Below are 18,590 nucleotides of genomic sequence, written 5' to 3' on the forward strand. Positions count from 1 at the left end.
GTCGCTTCGGCGGCCTGTGCGTTCGTCGGCATCAGCGTGAGGGCGGCGGCCGCGGCGCCCGTGGTGGTGATGCCGGTGAGGGCGAGGGTGCGCAGACGGGCGATGCGGGTGCGGGCAGTCATGGTCATACGGAAGGAACTCTCCACGGAAGGACGTCGTCGGCGCCGGCCGCTGTCGGTCGCGGTGGCGTGGGGCGGGGCCCCGTACTGCGTCGGGAGCGGGCGGGGCCGGCGGAATCCCGCTCGGTCCGGCCGGTGGCTCCCGGCGACGACAGCAATGTTTAGCGGCGGCCGGGGCGGAAGGCAATGATGTGACCTACTACCCCACTACCGGCAAAACGCCTGAAATCGGAAACAATGCCTGCATCTGTCCTGTTCAGGGGCATATCGTTCTACGATCCTGCTTAGGATGTGATCCCGCTCTCGTGGGCACCGTCACCCCTGGAAGCCCCTGCCGCCCGTGATTGACATGACCGGAATCAGCGCCGTCCAGCGGGGCAGGCGCCCGCGCGCGGCTGGTGGGGGGCGTGTGGAGCGCCGTTCGGAGGAGCGGCGGGTGTCGCGGAGAGGAACCCGGGGACGCTGCTCGTACGTTCGGCTGGCGTGACGTACGTATCGAGTGATCGCGCATCCGGCCCCACCCGCCGCACCGCGCTCGCGGGGCTCGCCGGTGGTGCCGGGGCCGTGCTGGCCGCCGGGTGCACCTCGTCGGACGCGATGTCCGGGAAGCACCCACTCCCCGTGGCGCGACGTCGGCCTCCGCCCCGGCCCGCGGTCCCACGCCCGGGGTGATGACGCTCTTCGACGACCCGGGCTTCAACCTCAGCGGGCTCCTCGCGCTCGGCGCGTCCGGTTACTGCGCCGGTGAGGTGGGCCAGGTGCTCACCGCCGTGAACACGATCAACAAGGCCGGCCTCTCCGCACAGACGTACACGAAGACCTTCAAGAAGCTCGGCGATCAGCTGATGAGGGCGCCCCAGGGCAGCAAGCCCGGGACCGAGACCACACGCTTCCGTGCACTGCGAGCGGCGACCTGCCTGTGGTCGCCGTAGCAGTCGGCGAAGGCGTTGCGGGCGCCGGCCAGAGTGATCACGGCGTTGGCCACCTGGCGGTTGCAGGTGACGGTGGGCTGTTCGGCACCGGCGTCGTAGTCGAAGAAGAAGTACGTCGGCCGCTTGGTCTGTGCCGTGCCGGCGACCGCCTTCTGCACGGCGAACAAACACCCGGCGAGTTCCCGGGAAGTCGGCGATACGGCTCGGGAGGAAACGCCACGGCCGCTCACGCCCCAGGTTCTCCTTCACCATCGCAAGCGCGGCCACCCCGGTTCGGTGTCAGCTGCTGACGACGGTGTCGGTGCCAGGACTTGCAGGCACCGACACCTTCCCGGATCGTCACGCCGCCAGCGCGGCGGGCCTCGACGCCTCGTCCAGCAGGTCCATCAGAGTCGCGCGAGCTCGGGCGACCCGGGAACGGACCGTGCCGATCGGGCAGTCGCTGACCTCGGCCGCCTCCGCATAGGGAAGGCCGAGCAGCTGCGTGAGGATGAACGCCTCCCGACGGTCTTGCGGCAGCGAAGCCAGCAGATCCAGCAGGGCGACGCCGTCGTCGAAGCCGGGCAGGTCGCACGACTGGGCCAGTTCGACGGCCAGTTGCCAGTCCGGTACGTCCGACAGGCGCGGCCGGGCGGCGCGATGCCGGTAGCTGTCGATCACCGCGCGGCGGGCGATGGACAGCAGCCAGGCACGGGCCGAGGAACGCCCCTCGAACCGGTGCAGACTGCCGAGCGCCCGCAGGAACGTGTCCTGCGCCAGATCGTCGACGGTCTGGGGATCGCCGCACAGATGGGCGACATAGCGCTGGACGTCCGAGTGCAGGGCCCGCACGAACAGCTCCACCGCGTCCGCGTCACCCCCTCGAGCGGCCAACGCCCACGCGGTGATCGATTCGTCGAGCGCTGCTGTTTCGTTGCGTGTTGTGCCGTGCTTGGCGCGCGAGGCGGGCAGGGCAGAGGTCATCACCTGGTGTCCTTCTCGGGTCGACCGTGATCCGGACCAGGGCACGCAAGGCCGCGTGCGGTCCGGTGAAGTGGGCAGACGGCCCTACGCCGCTGTGGCGCGGCAACGCCTGGATCACCTCGGTGGCGTTGCAGCGCCTGGATCACCCGTGCGGTCGTAGGACCTGGCCCGAGGCGCACATGGGCAGCCTCGGGAAACCAGCTGTCGTCAGACGACAGCCGTTCCCACAGGCGGACCCCGAGAGGTGATCGCGTGGACGAGAAGGAGGAGCCGCGGTGCCCGGTCCGAGCGGCGACGCCGGTTGCGAACGCGTGGGCGGTCCGGGGTGACGGGCAGAGCCAGCAGCAGCCGCATCGGCGCCGCCAGCCAGCCGGCCACCGCCCGCATGATCCGGAATGCGGCCCTCTCGCCGTACGCCAGCCACAGGCCGCACAGCACCGCGGCGAGCAGGTGGGCGGTGAACATGCCGAACGAGGACAAGCCGCCGCCCATGGAGTGGCCCATGCGGTCCATGTGGCTCATGCCCATGTGGCTCATGCCCATGTGCCCCATGTGTCCCATGTCCATGGAGCCCATCTGCATCGACGTCATGTCCATGGAGTCCATGCCACTCATGTCCAGGGAGGCCGAACGGCCGGACGCCGACTGGGCGTAGGAGAACGCCTCATGCAACACGGCCTGGGCGGCGACCACGACCGCGACGATCAACGGCAGGCCGCGCTCACGTCCCGCGAAACACCAGCCCGCGGCACCGGTCCCGGCCACGCCACCGGCCAACGCCCACGCGGGCACGTCGCTCCCGGACATCAGCACGTGGCCCAGGGCGGCGAGCAGCACGCAGACGGCCGCGAACACCGCGGCCCGTATCGCGCGAGCACACCACCCTGCTGTCATGGCGTCTCATCCTCGCATCCGGGCTTCGGTCGTCATGCGGGGGCATGGAAGTCCACCGGGCATGAGCTGACGGACGCGGAGCAGGCGCCCGACCAGGCCCGCACCTCGCCGGGTGCACAGCGACCACGACGGCCCTGGCCAGGATCGTGTGTGCTCTAATCCGCCGGGCCGCAGCAGACGCCCTGCGACGCGCCGCAGGGCCCAGGTCATCCAGGCCCTGGCGTCCGACGTTCGCACGCCGGCAGGGGGTGTGGCAGGACAACGAGGGCGACTACGCCTCGCCGGTGGCGAACAGCTCCAAGTGCCCGCACTTGGGGCAGAGGAACGCCTCTATCTGCCGTCGGGGCCGGCCCATCCGCTTGGCACCCCCGAAAATCCCCCTCTCCAACGCCCCTTCGATCCAGCGCGCGTAGCCACGCGAATGCTCGCCGGCGTCTTCGATGAAACCTTCCATCAGACCGACGGTGCCACATTGTGTGCACGTGTAGTTGCTCATCCGGTGAGTGTAGAAAACGGTGCGCACACTCCGCCGTCCCCGCCGGCCTCGCTCTTGCGGCACCTCACGGCACCGTGGCCTACGACGCCCCGGCCGGAGCCCGTGCTGCCGGCAGCGCCGCACGACCACCACCCAGGAGCGTAGATACTGGCCCTGAATGCAGGCACGGACGAGGAGCCGACCAGTGGTCAGTGACCATCGCACAGGACCCCCCAACTTCGGCAGCGAACGCGACATGTTGAGGGCCTTCCTGGACTACCACCGAGCGACCCTCGCCATGAAGTGCGAAGGGCTTACCGACGAGGAACTGCGGCAGCAGTCGATGCCGCCGTCGACGCTTTCGCTGCTCGGTCTGGTGCGGCACATGGCAGAGGTGGAGCGTGCCTGGTTCCGTCGCGTGTTCGAGGACAACGACGCGCCCATGGTCTGGTCCGACAAGATCGACTTCCAGGCCGCGTACGACGCGAGCGCTTCGACGAGGGCCGAGGCGTTCGCAGCCTGGGAGGCCGAGGTGGAGAACTCGCGCCGCATCGAGCAGCAGGCCGAATCCCTGGAGCTGGCCGGCTACCAGCCAAGATGGGGCGAGGAAGTATCGCTGCGGATGGTGATGGTGCACATGCTTCTGGAGTACGGCCGCCACAACGGTCACGCGGACTTTCTGCGCGAAGGCATCGACGGGACCGTGGGCGCATGAGCCCGCAGAGGCCCTCGCCCCCGTCCGCGCATACTGACCGTCACAGAGAAACGCAGCCGATCAAGCGCGCTCACTGACCGCCGACGTCGGATCACTGGCACTTGGAATCGATCATCTGGAGAATCCTCTGCTCCGGCTGGCCGCCAGTCGGATCGAGCGGTGCCGCAGAAGAACGGCAGCCGCGGTAGCGCGTGCCGTCTGCGAGAATGCAAGGCGTTCTAGGAGCGCCGCGTTGTGCGGTGTCATCGCCTCACAGGAGTACACACGGTGTCGCCACAGCACGGACCCCCCGCTGCCTCCGGGGAGCGCAAGCGGTCCCTTGCCGCCGACGGGCAAGGGCGGCCGTCCGAGGCCGGCGAGCGCAAGCGCCCTTCCGGGGCGCAGGGCCGGGAGCGTGCCGCCTCCACGGGCCAGGGGCGCGAGCGCGCCGCCGTCGGCCAGGACCGCAAGGCGCAGCAGGCCGGGAAGAACCGCCAGAACCGTGGGAAGGACCGACCGGACCAAAAGGGCGACGACCGAAGGGCATCCCACGCCCCCGAAGCACACCGGAACCGCAGGGCCACCCACGAGCGTGAGACCTCCCACGACCGCAAGGACCTGCAGGCCGACTGTGCCAACTGTTCCGGCCTGTGCTGCGTGGCATTGCCTTTCGCCCGGTCCGCCGACTTCGCCGTCACCAAGCCGGCCGGGCAACCGTGCTCGAATCTCCAGTCGGACTTCCGCTGCGGCATCCACGCGCAACTGCGCGACAAGGGCTACCCGGGCTGCACCGTCTTCGACTGCTTCGGCGCCGGCCAGAAGGTGTCCCAGATCACCTTCGGCGGCACCGACTGGCGTCAGGCACCGAAGACGGCGCGCTCCATGTTCGAGGTCTTCCCGGTCATGCGGCAGCTGCACGAGCTGCTCTGGTACGTCACCGAGGCCCTCGACCTCACACCGGCCCGCCCCGTCCACAAGGAGCTGCGGCGGGCGCTGGCCCACATCGACGACCTGACCCGCGGCAGCGCCGAGTCGATCATCGGACTCGACGTGAACGCGCTGCGCGGCGAGGTCAACACACTGCTGCTGCGGGCCAGCGAGCTGGCGCGGGCCCAGGTCCCGGGCCGCAAGAAGAACCACCGCGGAGCCGACCTCATGGGCGCGAAGCTGGCCGGCGCCGACCTCCGGGGGGCGAGCCTGCGCGGCGCCCTGCTCGTCGCCGCCGATCTCAGCGGGGCCGATCTGCGCGACGCCGACCTGATCGGGGCCGATCTGCGCGACGCCGACCTCAGCGGGGCCGACCTCACCGGCGCCCTGTTCCTCACCCAGGCACAGCTGAACGCGGCCAAGGGAGACGCGGCGACCGCGCTGCCTCCCACGCTCGGCCGCCCCGCTCACTGGTAGGCGCGGGGAGCACCACGGCCGTCCCACCAGCCCGTGACGCACCCGCCACCGCCCGTCGAAACGGTGCAGGCGCACCCGGCCCTCGACCGGCCCGGGCACATCCAGAGCCGCACTGAACGTGCCGTGCCGAATGGGATCGCAGCGCGCGCCGGGGTCGGCTGGCGTCGAGCCGCCCCAGCCGGGACCTCTCCGAGGACAGCCTGATCAACTCACGCGCTGCGCTCCATTGCGCTGCCGCCTTGCCGGGGTCCGTGGCGGATGTCTTTTCAACAGTCCACGGTGAGGCGGCGGTTCAGGTGCTCCGGGCTCTCGGTCTCGTCCGGCCGGCCAGCCGGGGCCGGTGTGGTAGACGCCGGTGCGCTCACCGGGGGGCGAAGTGGACCGGCGGCGAGGACCACGACGGCAAGGAACTCGACGAGGCCCCCGTCGAAGGCGAACCACCCGGCCCACGCGCCTGGTTCACGACAATGCTGCCCGTTCGCTCGGTCGGCTGCCGGCTGCCGGCTGCCGTTCCACGACACCGGTCATGGGCCCGGTCAGCGAGATCCAGTCGGTGGAGCCGAGGGGATTGCCGTATGCCGATGAAGGCGCCGAAGGCGCCAGTGGCGGACGAAGGCATCGAGAGCGGTCGGTGGGGTCACCGCGGGGGCGCCTCCAGCATCTCGGCGGCCGGCACGAATCGGTGCTCCTCCGGTCGCAGCACCTCGTAGAAGTAGCAGAAGTACTCCGTTTCCGCCGTCCCCGTGAGCACCGCCAGCAGGAAGGCGAGGCACCCGGTGTCGTGGTACTCCCACAGTGGGCCGCGCCCCTCGTTGTAGAGCACCGTCCACTCGTCGGGGTGCTGACCGGGCCGCACCAGCCAGTACAGGAACGCCCCCGTGCCCTCCTCGAAAGCCCATGGCAGCACCCGCGCATCCGTTTCCTGCAGTTCGGCGGGTCTCTCCTCGCCCGCGTCCCACAACGCGGCCAGGATCTCGGCCCGTTCCGCGGTCTGCGCGTGCAAGTCGCAGTCGCCGTGGGCGGAGTCGGGGACGAGCAGCCAGATCGTCTCGTCGAAGAGCCCGTCGCCGTACGTCTCGACCAGCAGCTTGTAGTCGGCGGGCAGAGCTGTGCCGAGGGAGCGTTCGGCCTTCGCCCAGTCCACCGCGCACCGTGAGCCGAGCGGAGGTGGGCAGAGGCGGACCAGGGCGTCAAGGGTGTTCACGGGTGGGACGCTACTGGAAGCCCGGTCGGCGAGCGAAACGATGTCGCGGGGCTGAGATGTTTCTGTAGCGCATTCCGACGAGTGCATTCCGACGCCCCACACCTGATCGCACATTCAACAAATTGAGCCCGGATATTGCCGCGATCAACTTCTCCACTGCGTTTTCGCGCAGCAAGGCCCGGTCGGTGCCGCCGGGTCGTGGAAGCACGAGCCCGAGGTAGTAGCCGGTGACTCGCCGGGTACTCGGCTCAGCACTAGATCCATCAACGGAGGCACTGATGAGCACGGTCAAGGAAACAGTGGAAGTCGACGTGCCCGTTCGCACCGCCTACAACCAATGGACGCAGTTCGAGACGTTCCCGGAATTCATGGAAGGCGTCGAGGAAGTCAGGCAGCTGGACGATCGCCACAACCACTGGACCACCAAGATCGGTGGAGTCCGCCGGGAGTTCGACACGGAGATCGTCGACCAGCATCCCGACGACCGCATCACATGGCGCACCACGAGCGGTGACACGTCACAGAAGGGTTCCGTCCGCTTCCAGCGTGTGGACGACATGCACACCAGGGTGGAACTCGTCATGGATGTCGAACCCAGTGGGGCCGCAGAGAAGGCCGCGGACATGCTCGGAACACTGGACCGGCGTGTCAAGGGCGACATGAAGCGCTTCAAGCAGTACATCGAGCAGCGCGGAGGAGAGTCCGGAGCGTGGCGCGGACGCATCAGGCCAGGGGGACAGTGACACCTGCCTGGGGCTGCGGTCGGCCGCCACGTCCTGGGCGATGGGGACTGGTTGCCGAGTCCACGGACAGGCCTACGGGAAGGCGCCGGACACACTGCTACTACGCGCACCGCGGACTTGGGCGGCCGCGTCGTCCACGCCCCGAGTCTGTCCTCGCAAGCCCAGCGGGGCCCGCCGGCGCACAGGCGCCGTGGCCTGCGGCTTGCTGTAGAGCACATTGAGTGCGGTGAGCCACGATGGGCCGCACCGCGCCCCCACTGGCTGCGGCGGAGGCCGTCGCGCTCGTCGCCGAGCTGAACGCTCAGGCGTGGACCGCTTCGAAGAAGGGCGGCGCAGCTCGATCACGGTGACGGCCGTGACAGCCGTCAGGTGCGGCTAGGTGCCGGTTCCGGGTCGCAGAGCTGCGCTGACGCACGACGCGGAAGCAGCAGCGGGGTCGCCAGCAGGAGCACGCCGGCCAGGCCAATGGCCGTACGCGGGCCGAGCAGGCTGCCCAGCACGCCCCAGACGGCCGTGAGGAGCGCGGTCGAGGCCTTGGTCGTCACTGTCCAGGCGGACAGCGTGCGGGTGACCCGGTCTGTCGGGGTGCGCTCGAGGCGGTAGGTGGCGTAGACAGGGTTGAAGACCCCGCAGCAGAAGATGAGCCCGAGCTCGACGCCCATCACCAGCAGGAGCCCTCCGGTGCCCGGCCCCAGGAAGGCCAGGCCGACCGACCAGAGCGCGCGCAGTCCCCCGGCCACGACCATGACCTTGTGCTGCCCGAACCGGGTGACGAGCGGTCGGGCCAGCCGCGAACCGATCAGCCCGCCGATCGAGGGCGCGGCGAAGGCGAGACCGTACTGCCAGGGTGCGAACCCGAGCCGGCCGAGCATCAGGACGGCCAGCAGCGGCTGGGCGGCCATCACCAGGCCGTTGAACAAGGCGGTGTTGAAGAACAGCGGACGTAGCGCCGCGTCGCCGAGGATGTACCGCCAGCCGTCGAGCAGGTCTCCGGCCCGCATGCGCGCGACCTCCCGGCGCTCGGGCCGCGCCTCGTGCCCGCCCGTCGCGCGGATGCCCAGGGCCGAGAGCAGGTAGCTGACCGCGTCGGCCGCCACCGTCGCCACCGGTCCGAGGAGCCCGATGGCCGCGCCGCCCAGCGGCGGTCCGATGATCGTGGTCGTCCAGGCCGTGGACTCGAATCGGGCGTTGGCGACGAGCAGGTCCTCGGCCGGCAGCAGCGTCTTCAGATACGCGCCGGAGGCGGCGCCGAAGGTGATGTCGGCGGCCGCGACGACGACCGAGACCAGCAGGAGCTGAAGGAAGGTGAGCACGCCGAGCGCGAACGCGGTGGGGATCGTCAGCAGCGCCGCGAACCGCACCAGATCCATCGCGATCAGCACCGGCCGCTTGCGGCGGAACTCCACCCACGGGCCGAGCGGCAACGCCACGGCCGCGCCCACCGCAGCCCCCACGGAGGAGAGCGCGGCGACCTCGGCCGGTCCGGCGTGCAGCACCCGGATGGCGATCAGCGGGATCGCGCCGAAGGCGAGCCACGTGCCGAGCGCGCTGGTCGCGTACGCTCCCCAGAGCCACCCGAACCGCCGCCCGAGCCGACGCCCGAGCCGACGTCCGAGCAGATGTCCCTGCCGGTGCCCGCTGTTCATGCCCGACGCCCCCCTCGCCACTCCCGCACAACCGATCCGCGTTAGGAAACATCAAAGCGAGCACCGTACCCAGGGATCAAACAACCGCAGGGTCACCGTCCACAACCACTGGTTGTTTGCATAGGGTGTCGACATGGACCTCGAGACCGTCCGGACCTTCGTCGCCGCCGCCGACGCGGGGCAGTTCCAGGAGGCCGCCGCCGAGCTGGCGGTCACCCAGCAGGCCGTCTCCAAGCGCATCGCCGCGCTGGAGCGCACCCTCGGTGTGCGGTTGTTCACTCGCACCACGCGCGGCGCCGAACTCACCATCGACGGGCAGGCGTTCCTGCCCCACGCACGCGAGCTGCTGCGCGTCGCCGAGCGTGCGGTCGCGTCCGTGCGTACCGGCCGGCGTCCGCTGCGCGTCGACGTGATCGCCTCGCGTGTCGCGCCGTCGGGCCTGATGCGCGGCTTCCACCACGCGCACCCCAAAATCGACCTCGACGTGGTGATGCTGTTCGATATCGAGGCGGCCGTCGCCGCCATCCGCTCCGGCACGATCGACGCATCCTTTCGCGCTGTCGGCGCTCCCGGCCGGCCCCTGCCCGAGGACATCGAGTCCGTCCGTGTGCTCGACGAGCCGCTCCAGCTTCTCACCGGCCCCGCCCACGCGTTGGCGGGGGCCCGCTCGGTGACCCTCGCTCAGCTCGCCGGGCACCGGATCTGGATGCCCGGCATCGTCCCCGGTACCGAGTGGGCCGCCTACTACGACGACCTCGTCGCCGAGTTCGGCCTCACCCTCGAGGCGACAGGCCCCAACTTCGGCTCCGACGCGCTCCTCGACACCATCGCCGACACCCCGGCCCTGGCCACGTTCATGGGCGAACACACCCGCCTTGTCTGGCCCGCCGATCACGGCCTGCGCCGCATCCCGGTGACCGACCCGACGCCCGTCTACCCGCACTCGCTCCTCTGGCACCGCGACAACCCCCACCCAGCGCTGGCCACCCTGCGCGCCCACCTCGCCACCACAGCGGCCGACCACGACGCCGCCGGGACCTGGGTGCCGGGCTGGGTGATTCCGCGCTGAACACCAGCCCTTTCCGCGATGCCCCTTCTCCCAGAGCCCCTGGCCGGCCGGCCTCGCGCGGGGCGGGTGCGCGGCGCGGGTGCGCGGCGCGGGTGCGATGTGGGGTGTGGTGCGGGGTGTGGTGCGGGGTGCGGCTCCTCGGCCGGGGGTGCGGGCGCCCTGATCTTCACCGTGGCCGTCGGCCCCCTTCCGTACCACCTGCGAGAACCCCCACCGCACCTGCCCGGCCGACGTGCGCAGGCGTGGGCGCCTGCATCGGGCTGTCCGGCCTTCTGCTCACAGTCCTGCGGAGGGTCGCCGACTGCCAGGCCGCCTGGTGGGCCGCAGGCGCGCGCATGAGACAGGGATGCGACTGATGCCGCTTCAGCCTGCGTGCAGTCGTTGCGGGTGCCGGCGGTGAGGGCTCGCACGATTGTGGAGTCGGGTGCTACCTGTCAGTCCATCTCCGTGCGTGTACGGGCTGCGGCGAGGAGCGGTCGAATGTGCCGTCGGCGCCGCTCGGGTACGTCACGCCACGACCGGAAAGAGATGCCCGATCTCCGCCCTACCCCGCATGCGAGAGCTGCTTCTCCAGCAGCGTGAAGGACTTGGGCGTCCCGCCCGGCTGCGGTTTGCCTTCCTTGTGGCCCACGACGCGGTAACCGGCGTTCTGATAGTAGGCGTTGAGCTGTGCATTGTCGGCCACGCAGTCCAGGCGCACACATGTCCTACCCGCCGCAGCCACTCGGTGTTCCGCGGCGCTCAACAGTTGCCGCCCCGTCCCGGGCGCGGCGACGTCTCGGTCCACCATGAGCCGGTGCACGTATCCGGCCACGGGCGGCTGCGGACCCCAGGCAGCCTCGTCCTCCCACCAAAGCTCCCAGGCGCCGGCGATGTGCCCGCCGACCTCCGCGAGCCAGACCTCGCCATGCACCATGGCCCGGCGGAAGTGGTCCTCGTCCAGCTCTCCGGGCCGCCACTGCCCGGTGACACCGCGGGTGAGCATCCAGCGTGCCGCGTCGTCGCGGAGGCGGACGAGGACAGCCAAGTCGGCCTCTCCGGCCGGGCGGACGAACAGATCATTCACCCGGGTATCCTCGCACATTCGTCCAGCGACGATCTCCGCCAGACCTGCTGGTACTCCGCAACCGGTGATCGACAAGACGCTCCCTCCAGGGCATGAAAAAGGCCTCCCCGGCGGATTCGCATCCGAGCCGGGAAGGCCTTACTGCTGAGAGTGATCATTGGTTACGGCGCCCCGAGCGCGGCAGTTCCGACCGGTTCGCAAGGCGGCGCGGACCGCGCGCGATCCCCGGGCGGGGCCCGCCGCCCCGGTCATCCCGCCCGTTCCTTCTGTGATTGAGTCATACGCACGGGGCGGGCGTTCTGCTCGGCGACAACGCAACGTGCGTAATCCACAACGCAAAGTCACGTTATGTGCAGGTCCCGGAGTGCTCGCGCTCCTCCTGGCGCCATATGACTCATACGGGTTCGGGTTGCGGTTCCGGTTGCCGCACTGGTGCAGTCGCCGGATCCCACAGTTTGGTGGTCCGCACGTAGCCGTGGACCACTGAGGCCATCGCCAGGATGAGAAGTGGTCCGAACACCCACGGGTGTCTGGCCATCTGCATAGGCAGATACCTATAGGACAGCAAGAGCGCGACAAACACCGCGGTGCCATGAACGACCAGCTGGATTCCCGACCGGTCCCAGCCACGTTCGGACAAGCGCAGAGCCGCCTCGATGGTGAGTGCAAACACCACGCCGGCAACGAGATCCACGCCGTAGTGGTAGCCGAACCCCAGCGTTGCGCAAAGCGTGGCAACCAGCCAGAACGCGCCTGCGCAGCGCAGAATCCGTGGCCCCTTTCGGGAATGAAGGAAAATGGCCGTGGCCCAGGCTGTGTGCAGGCTGGGCATGCAGTTGCGCGGGGTGATCTCGTCGAACGGAATCTGGTGCGGCGCATAGATCGGCGGAGGCGTGTCGGGCCACAGGTTGGCCACCGCCCAGTGACCGCCATCTGCGCCGTAGGCGAAGACCGGTCCGACCACCGGGAAGACCATGTAGATTCCCGGCCCGAGCAGGCCGATGACCAGAAAGGTGCGCACGAGATGGTGGCTCGGAAATCGACGCTCGATCGCCACGTTGCGCAGTTGGTACGCCGCAACGACGACTGCGGCTACCGCAAGCTGAATGTAGACATAGTCGAGAATATGGGAGCCGATCGGACCGGTAGCCCTGACCATCCGGCCTGCCAGCCACGACGGGTTGCCCAGAGCGTGATCAGCGGTTGCCACGTACTGGTCGAAGACGGCCGTTCGGGTCTTCGACGTGATCAGCAGCCAGGTATCGCCGGCCTTGCGACCGGCCACCAACAGCAGGCCCAGCCCGACGCCCTGCAACAGCAGGACACGCTCTCGCCCCTTTCGCCGCGTGACAGCGATGACGGCATGGCCCAAAATCACCCACAACGCACCGGTACCGAAGGGGTGACCATCGGTGATCTTGATGCCGAGCGCCCACCTCGCCAGCAATAAGGCGACGTCAATACCGATCGCCACACCAGCCCCGATGAACCGTTGCCGCCAGGTGAGCACGACCATCATCAACGCCATACTGGCATACAGAATGAAACCAGATTTGGGCGGGAATATCACCTCTCGCACTTGATTGGTGATCGGCCCCGGAAAGCAGTAGCGACGCGCGCCGACCTCCAGTGCAACGAGGAACCCGAGGGCCACCACACCCGCCGTTGCCCACAGCGTCACCCGCGGCCGGTGGCACACGGCGAACTCAAATCTGGATTTTATTCGCGAAAACACCCGCGACGCGATTGGTATCAATTATCTGACCGATTTGCTAGTTGTTAATTTGTTAATCAATTGTCGCCTTCGTGCCGGACAGCATGATCTCCCGGTGAAGGACACGATGAGGGAGCTCGTCGTGAGTTCGATCATGCTACCCGAGCGGCACGAGTGGATTCCGCCGGTCACCGGCGGCGCGAACGCGTAGGTCGTGGCCCAGACAAAGCAGCCAGGTGATCACTCCGGGTAGCGGAGCTGGCGTCTCCCGTCCAACCCCTGCCCACCCGTCCGGCCCTGCCGCACGGCCCGCTCACACAGAGCAAGGACGACATGAGCCTCATGGCGTATCACGTTCCGGTTCGGGGCACTCGGATGGCTGGACCCATTCATCACCAGGAGGCCTGTCATGATCGCCTTGGGTGTCATCCTGCTCGTCATCGGTTTCGTCACAGGGATATCCATCCTGTGGACCATCGGCGTAATCCTCGTGGTCGTAGGCGCCGTGTTGTGGATCCTGGGCTCTATGGGGCACGCGGTCGCCGGCCGGCGGCACTATTGGTAGGCGCTGAGCCTTCTTTCTGGACGCCGGGCCCGAACTTCCGGCTCGCGTCTGAACCGCCCACCGGCTCGGCACGTCCAGCCCGGCGGGCGGGGAGTGGGCTACATGTCTGCTCGAGCGAGGTAATCAAGGACCACAGCAAGCGGACCGCAGTGAGCGTCCCAAGCTCGGTCTGATGACGGCACCGACCGAACCGCGCGATCAGCACGACCGCCTCTCGGGCTGGAACACGTCGACCGAGATGGTGGAGCGCGGCCCCCACGTCCCGTCGCCGGAGACCGTCACATCGGCGCCGAGAGCGAAGGGCATCGAAGCGCGTCCTACGCTCGCCCGCTGGTCGGGATGTTCACCGGCTCGCGGGGGTCAGCTGGCGGCGGATCTTTTCGAGCTTGGGGGTCGGGATGAAGCCGGTCTGCGCGCACAGCGCGGTGAGTTCCTTCACCGTCCGCTGTTCGTCGCCGGGGTTCACGGTGAACGTGAGGATGCCGCCGCGGTTGTGGCCGTCGATGATCAGGTCGTGGCAGGTGACGAGTTCGATGCGGGCGCGGAGTTCGGCGAGCAGCGCGGGAGTGGGGTTCGCGGTGAGGCATTCGATCGCGAATCGCTCGGCCGGTGCGTCGGTCCGGGTCGGCCAGGCACCGCCCAGGATGTCGAGGAGGGCGACGAAGGTGTTGAATCCGCTGGCGGCGATGGACAAGGTGGTGGCGCCGCCGATCCGGGGGTTGATCTCCAGGACGTGGTAGATGCCGTCGGCGTAGATCATGTCGACGTTGACGGACCCCTCGGCCCCGAGTTCCGTACACAGGTCCACCAAGCGCTGCGCGGTGGGCCGGAAGTCGTCGTCCGGGGCGGGGTTGACGTATCGCAGGTCCTCGAAGGTGAAGGCGGGAGGGCCTCCCGCCGTGCCGGTCCAGATGAGCGGCATGACGGTGTAGTGGCCGTCGGCGCCGACGATGTCGACCGAGCAGAGCCGTCCGCTGACGCACTTCTCCAGGACCGCGTGCGCCGCGGGGCGGGCGGCCAGGTGGCGGTCGAGGGCGGCCGGGTCCGGGATGAACTCGATGCCCATGCTGGTGGAGTCCCAGAGCGGCTTTGCCATGAGGGGATATCCGATGTCCTGAGCGGCAAGCCGGACAGTGTCCGGGTAGGCCGGGACGGGCAGCGCCCGGTCGTTGAGGAGGTCGCTGTCGACCAGGACGGCGGGCGGGGTGGTGATGCCGTGCGCCTCCAGGACCCGCTTGGTCTCCCACTTGTCGCACAGGACGCGCGTGGCGGCGAGGGGAGTCATGACGGTGCGAATGCCGAGGGCTTCGAGCTTGGTCTTGGTCACGGCGTCGCGCAGGGCGTTCTCGTCCGGCAGGGATATCGCCACGGCGGCATCGGCTCCCCAGGCCCGCACCCGCTCGACGAACTCGTCCGGTGTCGCGGCGGGGTCGAGCCGCTCGCTCGTACCCGGGAACAGGTCCGGGCTGCAGTCGCCATGGGTGTGGAAGAGGCGGGCCTCGGCGCCGAGCCGTGCCAGGGCGGGGGCGATGCCGTGGATGTAGGGGTCGGCGCGCCGGATGTCGACGGAGCGGAGGAAGGCGATGCGCTGCATGTCAGCTCACTTCTCTGCGGATGTGGGCGAGTGCGTGGGCGGCGTCGGCGTTGACCTGGGCGGTCGAGGGGGCGGTGCGGGGGCCAGGTGGCCGGTGCGGGCCGAGCTGTCGTGGCACGGCCGGCGGCGGCGCCGGGCGGCGTGGCGGTGTCCTGGTCGACCAGGCCGTCGTACCGGGCGTGGATGGCCGGCCGGTGGAAGGTGCCGGGCCGCGGTGGGGTGAGGAACCGGATCGCGCACTCCCTTGCCAGCCTTGGCAGCACGGCGGCGTGGCGCGTGCGACCGGTCTCGGCCCGGTAGGCGCCGCCGATGGAGTGCGTCTCGACCAGGGGCGGGTTGAAGTACTCATCGCGGCCACATCTGCCGGCGCCCACTGTGGGTGGGTGACGCCGGTGAACACCGTGCCGTGGATCTTGTCCCGCAATGCGGCGGGGTGGCTCTCGTGGAGGTCCGCGTGGGTGGCGACGAGAACGCGCGCGCCGAGTGCACGGGCGGCATCCAGCGCATAGGGACCCGAGTGTGCGAGCGCTTCGATCAGCAGGATCCTCTCCACGCCGCGCAGTAGACCGCACCCGCTGGGCCCGCGCACACGCACGTAACAACCAGAGCAGGAAGGTGATTTCATGCCAACGGTCGTAGCAAGCTCCAGCCGTCGCACCAGCCTCGCAACCGTGAGGTGGACTTTGTGGAAGCGACCTCTGCGCAGGTATTCGCATCACCGCGCAGGAGCGCACGTTCCCCATAGGCCGCGGTTTCGCGGTTACCCGACTGCATGACCGGCTACGCCGCACCGCTCACCGACTACTTCTCCATCAGGTCCCGCCAAGCTTCATGACCGAGGTGTTCATCGCCGCGGGCTGTGGCGGTGATCCGATCGGCACCGCGCTCACGCGCCTGCGACCTGCCGACACCACTCGCCCTCCTCGACTCCCCACGCCGAAGCCGGACGAGCTCCGCCGATCAGATCGGACGGACCGCCGGCGCACCCGGCGTCGACCACACCGGACACCCGTCTCCCCGGCAGCGGAACCGACTTCAGCTCCCATCCGGGACAGGCGGCGTCCCCCCTCCCCCGCGATATTCCGCCCAGGTCCATGACCACGTGACTACTGTGATCAGGTGAGGGAATTCAGCATCCTTGGTGACAACACGCATTGGCAGAAGGACTTCGAGCGGCGGCTGCTCGCCTCCTACACAGCGGCCGGGCTCGGTGAGGCGGCCGCGGAGCGCATGGTCGAAGATATACGCGCAGACATCGGCGACTGGACCGTTGCCGAGATCACCGACGCCGGGAGGCGTGTGGGACATGTCGCCGTGGTCGTGGCCGACCACCACGGCGCCCTCGCGGGCCGTATCTGCGACCTCCACATCGACGCGCCCCACGCCGGTCGGGGACACGAGGAGGCCGCCCGAGACTGGGCCGAGCAGTGGTGTGCCGAGGGCGGCGCACGCCGGCTGAGCATCCGGCTCACCGGGCCCGCGGGCGAGCTGTTCGACGGTTACAGCGTCCGCGGCCAGCTCAGGGCGCGGTGCATCGATGCCCCGCAGACACCCCTCTCCGGTGTCACCGCACGGCCGATGACACAGGCCGAATACCCCCACTGGCTCGCCTTCGAGAAGGCCGCCTACGTGGGCGACATCGTCCGCTCGGGAGCCTTGAGTCACGAGGAGGCCGTACGCAAGTCCGACCGCGACTTCGCCGACCTGATACCCCAGGGCCTGGCGACGCCCGACAACACCTTCCTGGTGCTCGAGGACCGGGGCGAGGACATCGGCACCGGGTGGCTGAAGCACGGGCACCTCCCTGGAGTCACCTATGGCTACTCCCTCCACATCAAGGAGCAGCACCGCGGCAACGGGTACGGGCGGGCCGCGATGGCGGCCGGCGAGCAGGCGACGCTCGAAGCGGGCGACACGACGCTGATGTTCACCGTGTGGGGCGGCAACGAGGTGGCCATGAACCTGTACACGAGCGCCGGCTATCGCGTGGTGGAGGAAAGCCGTTCCATCAGTCTGCCGCATCCTGCGTCCTGACGCGGAATCACCCAGAGCGCACGGAGGCCCGAGAAAGGGACGAGACTGTGGTGGCTCGGCCGGCCTCCACGCGTGATCAGTGCCGCTCACCCCGAACATGCCCGGGTCGATCAGCCGTTGGGGTACCCATGCCGAGGACCGCGGCGCCGATGCGCACTCGGCGGCCCTGGTCAAACGAGCGCAGTTCGTGCGGCACGGCGGAGGCGGCAAAGCGGTGCAGGCAGGCGATGGTTCGCGCCACCGCGCTTCGGTGGGGCCCGCTCAGCTCCCTCGGGCGGCTCCGTGGCGGGCGACGGTGCCATCCGAAGCCATCCGCCTCACCCTTTCCGTCGTTGTACCGGGACGTACCGGCCGAAGCCGAGCGGGCCCGCGGCGTCAGAGGCCACGCGTGCGGGTGGCGATCTCGTCGAGCACCTTCCTCGCCTGCATGATGCGCCCGTGACCGGATCCCAAAGTGCCCTGCATCTCCTGCAGGCCCAGGCGGGCTTCGGCTTCCGCCTCGGCGTGGCGTCCGAGGCCGGACAGCGCGACGGCACGCACCAACTCGATCACGCCCGCTTCGGTGTGGCGCACCTTCGCCGACGCCAGTCCGGTGTCCAGAAGATCCAGCGCTTCCTCATGCCGGCCCTGGCCGTTGAGCGCACGCGCGAGCGCAGCGTGGAAGACCACATCCAAGCGCTCACGCACGAGGGTGCTCGCGGACTGGTCGAGATCGCGCAGCGCCTGCCGTGCCACCTCCTCGGCCTCGGTGTGACGGCCCTGCTGCGTCAGTGCGTAGGCCAGCCCGTTGGACGCGGCCCACGCCACCAAGCGAGAGTACGCGCTGTCCCGGCGACACCGTCTGAGCACCTCCCGGCACTCGGACTCCACCTCGGTGTGGTCCGCCCCGGTGTACGCCAGAGCCTGCGCGCGCTCGCAGCGCGCTTTCAGGACCAGCGGATGGCGCGGTCCATGGAGATCTCGGTACCCCTTGGCGACTTCTGCGAAGAGCGCAGCGGCCCGCGCATGCTCGCCCTGCGCGTTGATCGCGTGAGCGAGGACATCGCGAGGCTGGAGCCGCAGCAGTTCCCACCCTGGCCGGGGAACCAGCCGCGCCGCCAACACGGCTTCCGCCTCACGTCTCGCCTGCTGGTACTCACCCGCAGCCAGAAGTGCGCTCGCCAGCTTGCACCGAGCCTGATGCGTCACCGTGTGATCCGGGCCGATCGAGGGGTCCGCCAGGCAGAGCCGCAGGACCTCGCGCAGCGCGGCCTCGGCTTCCTGCGGCCGCCCCGCCCCGATCAGCCTGCCCGCCTGCTCGACCCGGAGCACCAATGCACGTACACCGCCGTCCACGGCCCCGGCGGCTCGTCGCCGCAAGGCCTTCAACAGGCTCACCGTGAACCGCTCCGGGTCTGATGGAGGCTCGATTCCCTGAGAGGATCGAGTCATGGCCCGTCCGTCCCCTTATCCTGCCGAGCTGCGTGAGCGTGCG

At 69.3% G+C, this 18,590-nt stretch carries 16 protein-coding genes and 1 pseudogene; 7 read left to right on the plus strand and 10 right to left on the minus strand.

Going from position 1 to position 18,590, the window contains the following annotated elements:
* Positions 1-790: 790 nt before the first annotated feature.
* Positions 791-1,051: a hypothetical protein gene (locus ACWDEN_RS46230; RefSeq protein ID WP_450864043.1), complete on the plus strand. Its 261-nt coding sequence runs from the start codon at positions 791-793 to the stop codon at positions 1,049-1,051.
* Here the strand turns inward: ACWDEN_RS46230 and ACWDEN_RS46235 are convergent.
* The 4 genes and pseudogenes from ACWDEN_RS46235 to ACWDEN_RS46250 form a co-directional block, all read right to left on the minus strand.
* Positions 1,030-1,212 (minus strand): annotated as a pseudogene (locus ACWDEN_RS46235) (ABC transporter substrate-binding protein); the annotation flags it as partial. The gene ACWDEN_RS46230 and the pseudogene ACWDEN_RS46235 sit on opposite strands and share 22 nt — an antisense overlap.
* A gap of 178 nt (positions 1,213-1,390) precedes the next feature.
* Positions 1,391-2,017: a sigma-70 family RNA polymerase sigma factor gene (locus tag ACWDEN_RS46240; RefSeq protein ID WP_450864034.1), complete on the minus strand. Its 627-nt coding sequence runs from the start codon at positions 2,015-2,017 to the stop codon at positions 1,391-1,393.
* 204 nt (positions 2,018-2,221) lie between these two features.
* Positions 2,222-2,908 carry a hypothetical protein gene (locus ACWDEN_RS46245; protein WP_351610330.1) on the minus strand — a complete coding sequence of 229 codons (687 nt, stop codon included), beginning with the start codon at positions 2,906-2,908 and terminating at the stop codon, positions 2,222-2,224.
* 271 nt (positions 2,909-3,179) lie between these two features.
* Positions 3,180-3,404: a hypothetical protein gene (locus ACWDEN_RS46250; protein WP_351610333.1), complete on the minus strand. Its 225-nt coding sequence runs from the start codon at positions 3,402-3,404 to the stop codon at positions 3,180-3,182.
* Between the two features lie 157 nt (positions 3,405-3,561).
* Here ACWDEN_RS46250 and ACWDEN_RS46255 point away from each other — a divergent pair, with 157 nt between their 5' ends.
* Positions 3,562-4,098, plus strand: a complete 537-nt coding sequence (locus ACWDEN_RS46255) for a DinB family protein (RefSeq protein WP_450864036.1) — start codon at positions 3,562-3,564, stop codon at positions 4,096-4,098.
* A gap of 597 nt (positions 4,099-4,695) precedes the next feature.
* Positions 4,696-5,481, plus strand: coding sequence for a pentapeptide repeat-containing protein (locus tag ACWDEN_RS46260; RefSeq protein ID WP_351610467.1), 786 nt, complete (start codon positions 4,696-4,698; stop codon positions 5,479-5,481).
* Positions 5,482-6,118: 637 nt separating this feature from the next.
* Here the strand turns inward: ACWDEN_RS46260 and ACWDEN_RS46265 are convergent.
* Positions 6,119-6,685, minus strand: a complete 567-nt coding sequence (locus ACWDEN_RS46265) for an SMI1/KNR4 family protein (protein ID WP_351610338.1) — start codon at positions 6,683-6,685, stop codon at positions 6,119-6,121.
* 278 nt (positions 6,686-6,963) lie between these two features.
* Here ACWDEN_RS46265 and ACWDEN_RS46270 point away from each other — a divergent pair, with 278 nt between their 5' ends.
* The gene (locus ACWDEN_RS46270; RefSeq protein WP_351610340.1) at positions 6,964-7,428 is read left to right on the plus strand and encodes an SRPBCC family protein; all 465 of its coding nucleotides are present in this window, start codon (positions 6,964-6,966) and stop codon (positions 7,426-7,428) included.
* 365 nt (positions 7,429-7,793) lie between these two features.
* Here the strand turns inward: ACWDEN_RS46270 and ACWDEN_RS46275 are convergent, their stop codons facing one another.
* Positions 7,794-9,074 carry an MFS transporter gene (locus ACWDEN_RS46275; protein ID WP_351610342.1) on the minus strand — a complete coding sequence of 427 codons (1,281 nt, stop codon included), beginning with the start codon at positions 9,072-9,074 and terminating at the stop codon, positions 7,794-7,796.
* A 133-nt stretch (positions 9,075-9,207) separates the two neighbouring features.
* Here ACWDEN_RS46275 and ACWDEN_RS46280 point away from each other — a divergent pair, with 133 nt between their 5' ends.
* Entirely contained in the window at positions 9,208-10,143 is a 936-nt protein-coding gene (locus ACWDEN_RS46280) for a LysR family transcriptional regulator (RefSeq protein ID WP_351610345.1), read from the plus strand.
* Between the two features lie 544 nt (positions 10,144-10,687).
* Here ACWDEN_RS46280 and ACWDEN_RS46285 read toward each other — a convergent pair.
* A complete protein-coding gene (locus ACWDEN_RS46285) occupies positions 10,688-11,227 on the minus strand; it encodes a GNAT family N-acetyltransferase (protein WP_351610470.1) in 540 nt (179 codons plus the stop codon).
* A gap of 376 nt (positions 11,228-11,603) precedes the next feature.
* Positions 11,604-12,890, minus strand: a complete 1,287-nt coding sequence (locus ACWDEN_RS46290; RefSeq protein ID WP_450864039.1) for a phosphatase PAP2 family protein — start codon at positions 12,888-12,890, stop codon at positions 11,604-11,606.
* Positions 12,891-13,332: 442 nt separating this feature from the next.
* On the opposite strand from ACWDEN_RS46290, the gene ACWDEN_RS46295 reads away from it, so the two are divergent.
* Positions 13,333-13,488, plus strand: coding sequence for a DUF6131 family protein (locus ACWDEN_RS46295; RefSeq protein WP_351610347.1), 156 nt, complete (start codon positions 13,333-13,335; stop codon positions 13,486-13,488).
* Between the two features lie 343 nt (positions 13,489-13,831).
* Here the strand turns inward: ACWDEN_RS46295 and ACWDEN_RS46300 are convergent, their stop codons facing one another.
* Entirely contained in the window at positions 13,832-15,082 is a 1,251-nt protein-coding gene (locus tag ACWDEN_RS46300; RefSeq protein WP_351610350.1) for an ATP-grasp domain-containing protein, read from the minus strand.
* Positions 15,083-16,201: 1,119 nt separating this feature from the next.
* Here ACWDEN_RS46300 and ACWDEN_RS46305 point away from each other — a divergent pair.
* Positions 16,202-17,116: a GNAT family N-acetyltransferase gene (locus ACWDEN_RS46305; RefSeq protein ID WP_351610353.1), complete on the plus strand. Its 915-nt coding sequence runs from the start codon at positions 16,202-16,204 to the stop codon at positions 17,114-17,116.
* A 375-nt stretch (positions 17,117-17,491) separates the two neighbouring features.
* Here the strand turns inward: ACWDEN_RS46305 and ACWDEN_RS46310 are convergent, their stop codons facing one another.
* Complete coding sequence (locus ACWDEN_RS46310) at positions 17,492-18,493, minus strand: tetratricopeptide repeat protein (protein WP_351610356.1); 1,002 nt, start codon at positions 18,491-18,493, stop codon at positions 17,492-17,494.
* Positions 18,494-18,590: the final 97 nt, after the last annotated feature.

The sequence above is a fragment of the Streptomyces sp. NPDC001153 genome (assembly GCF_053598315.1).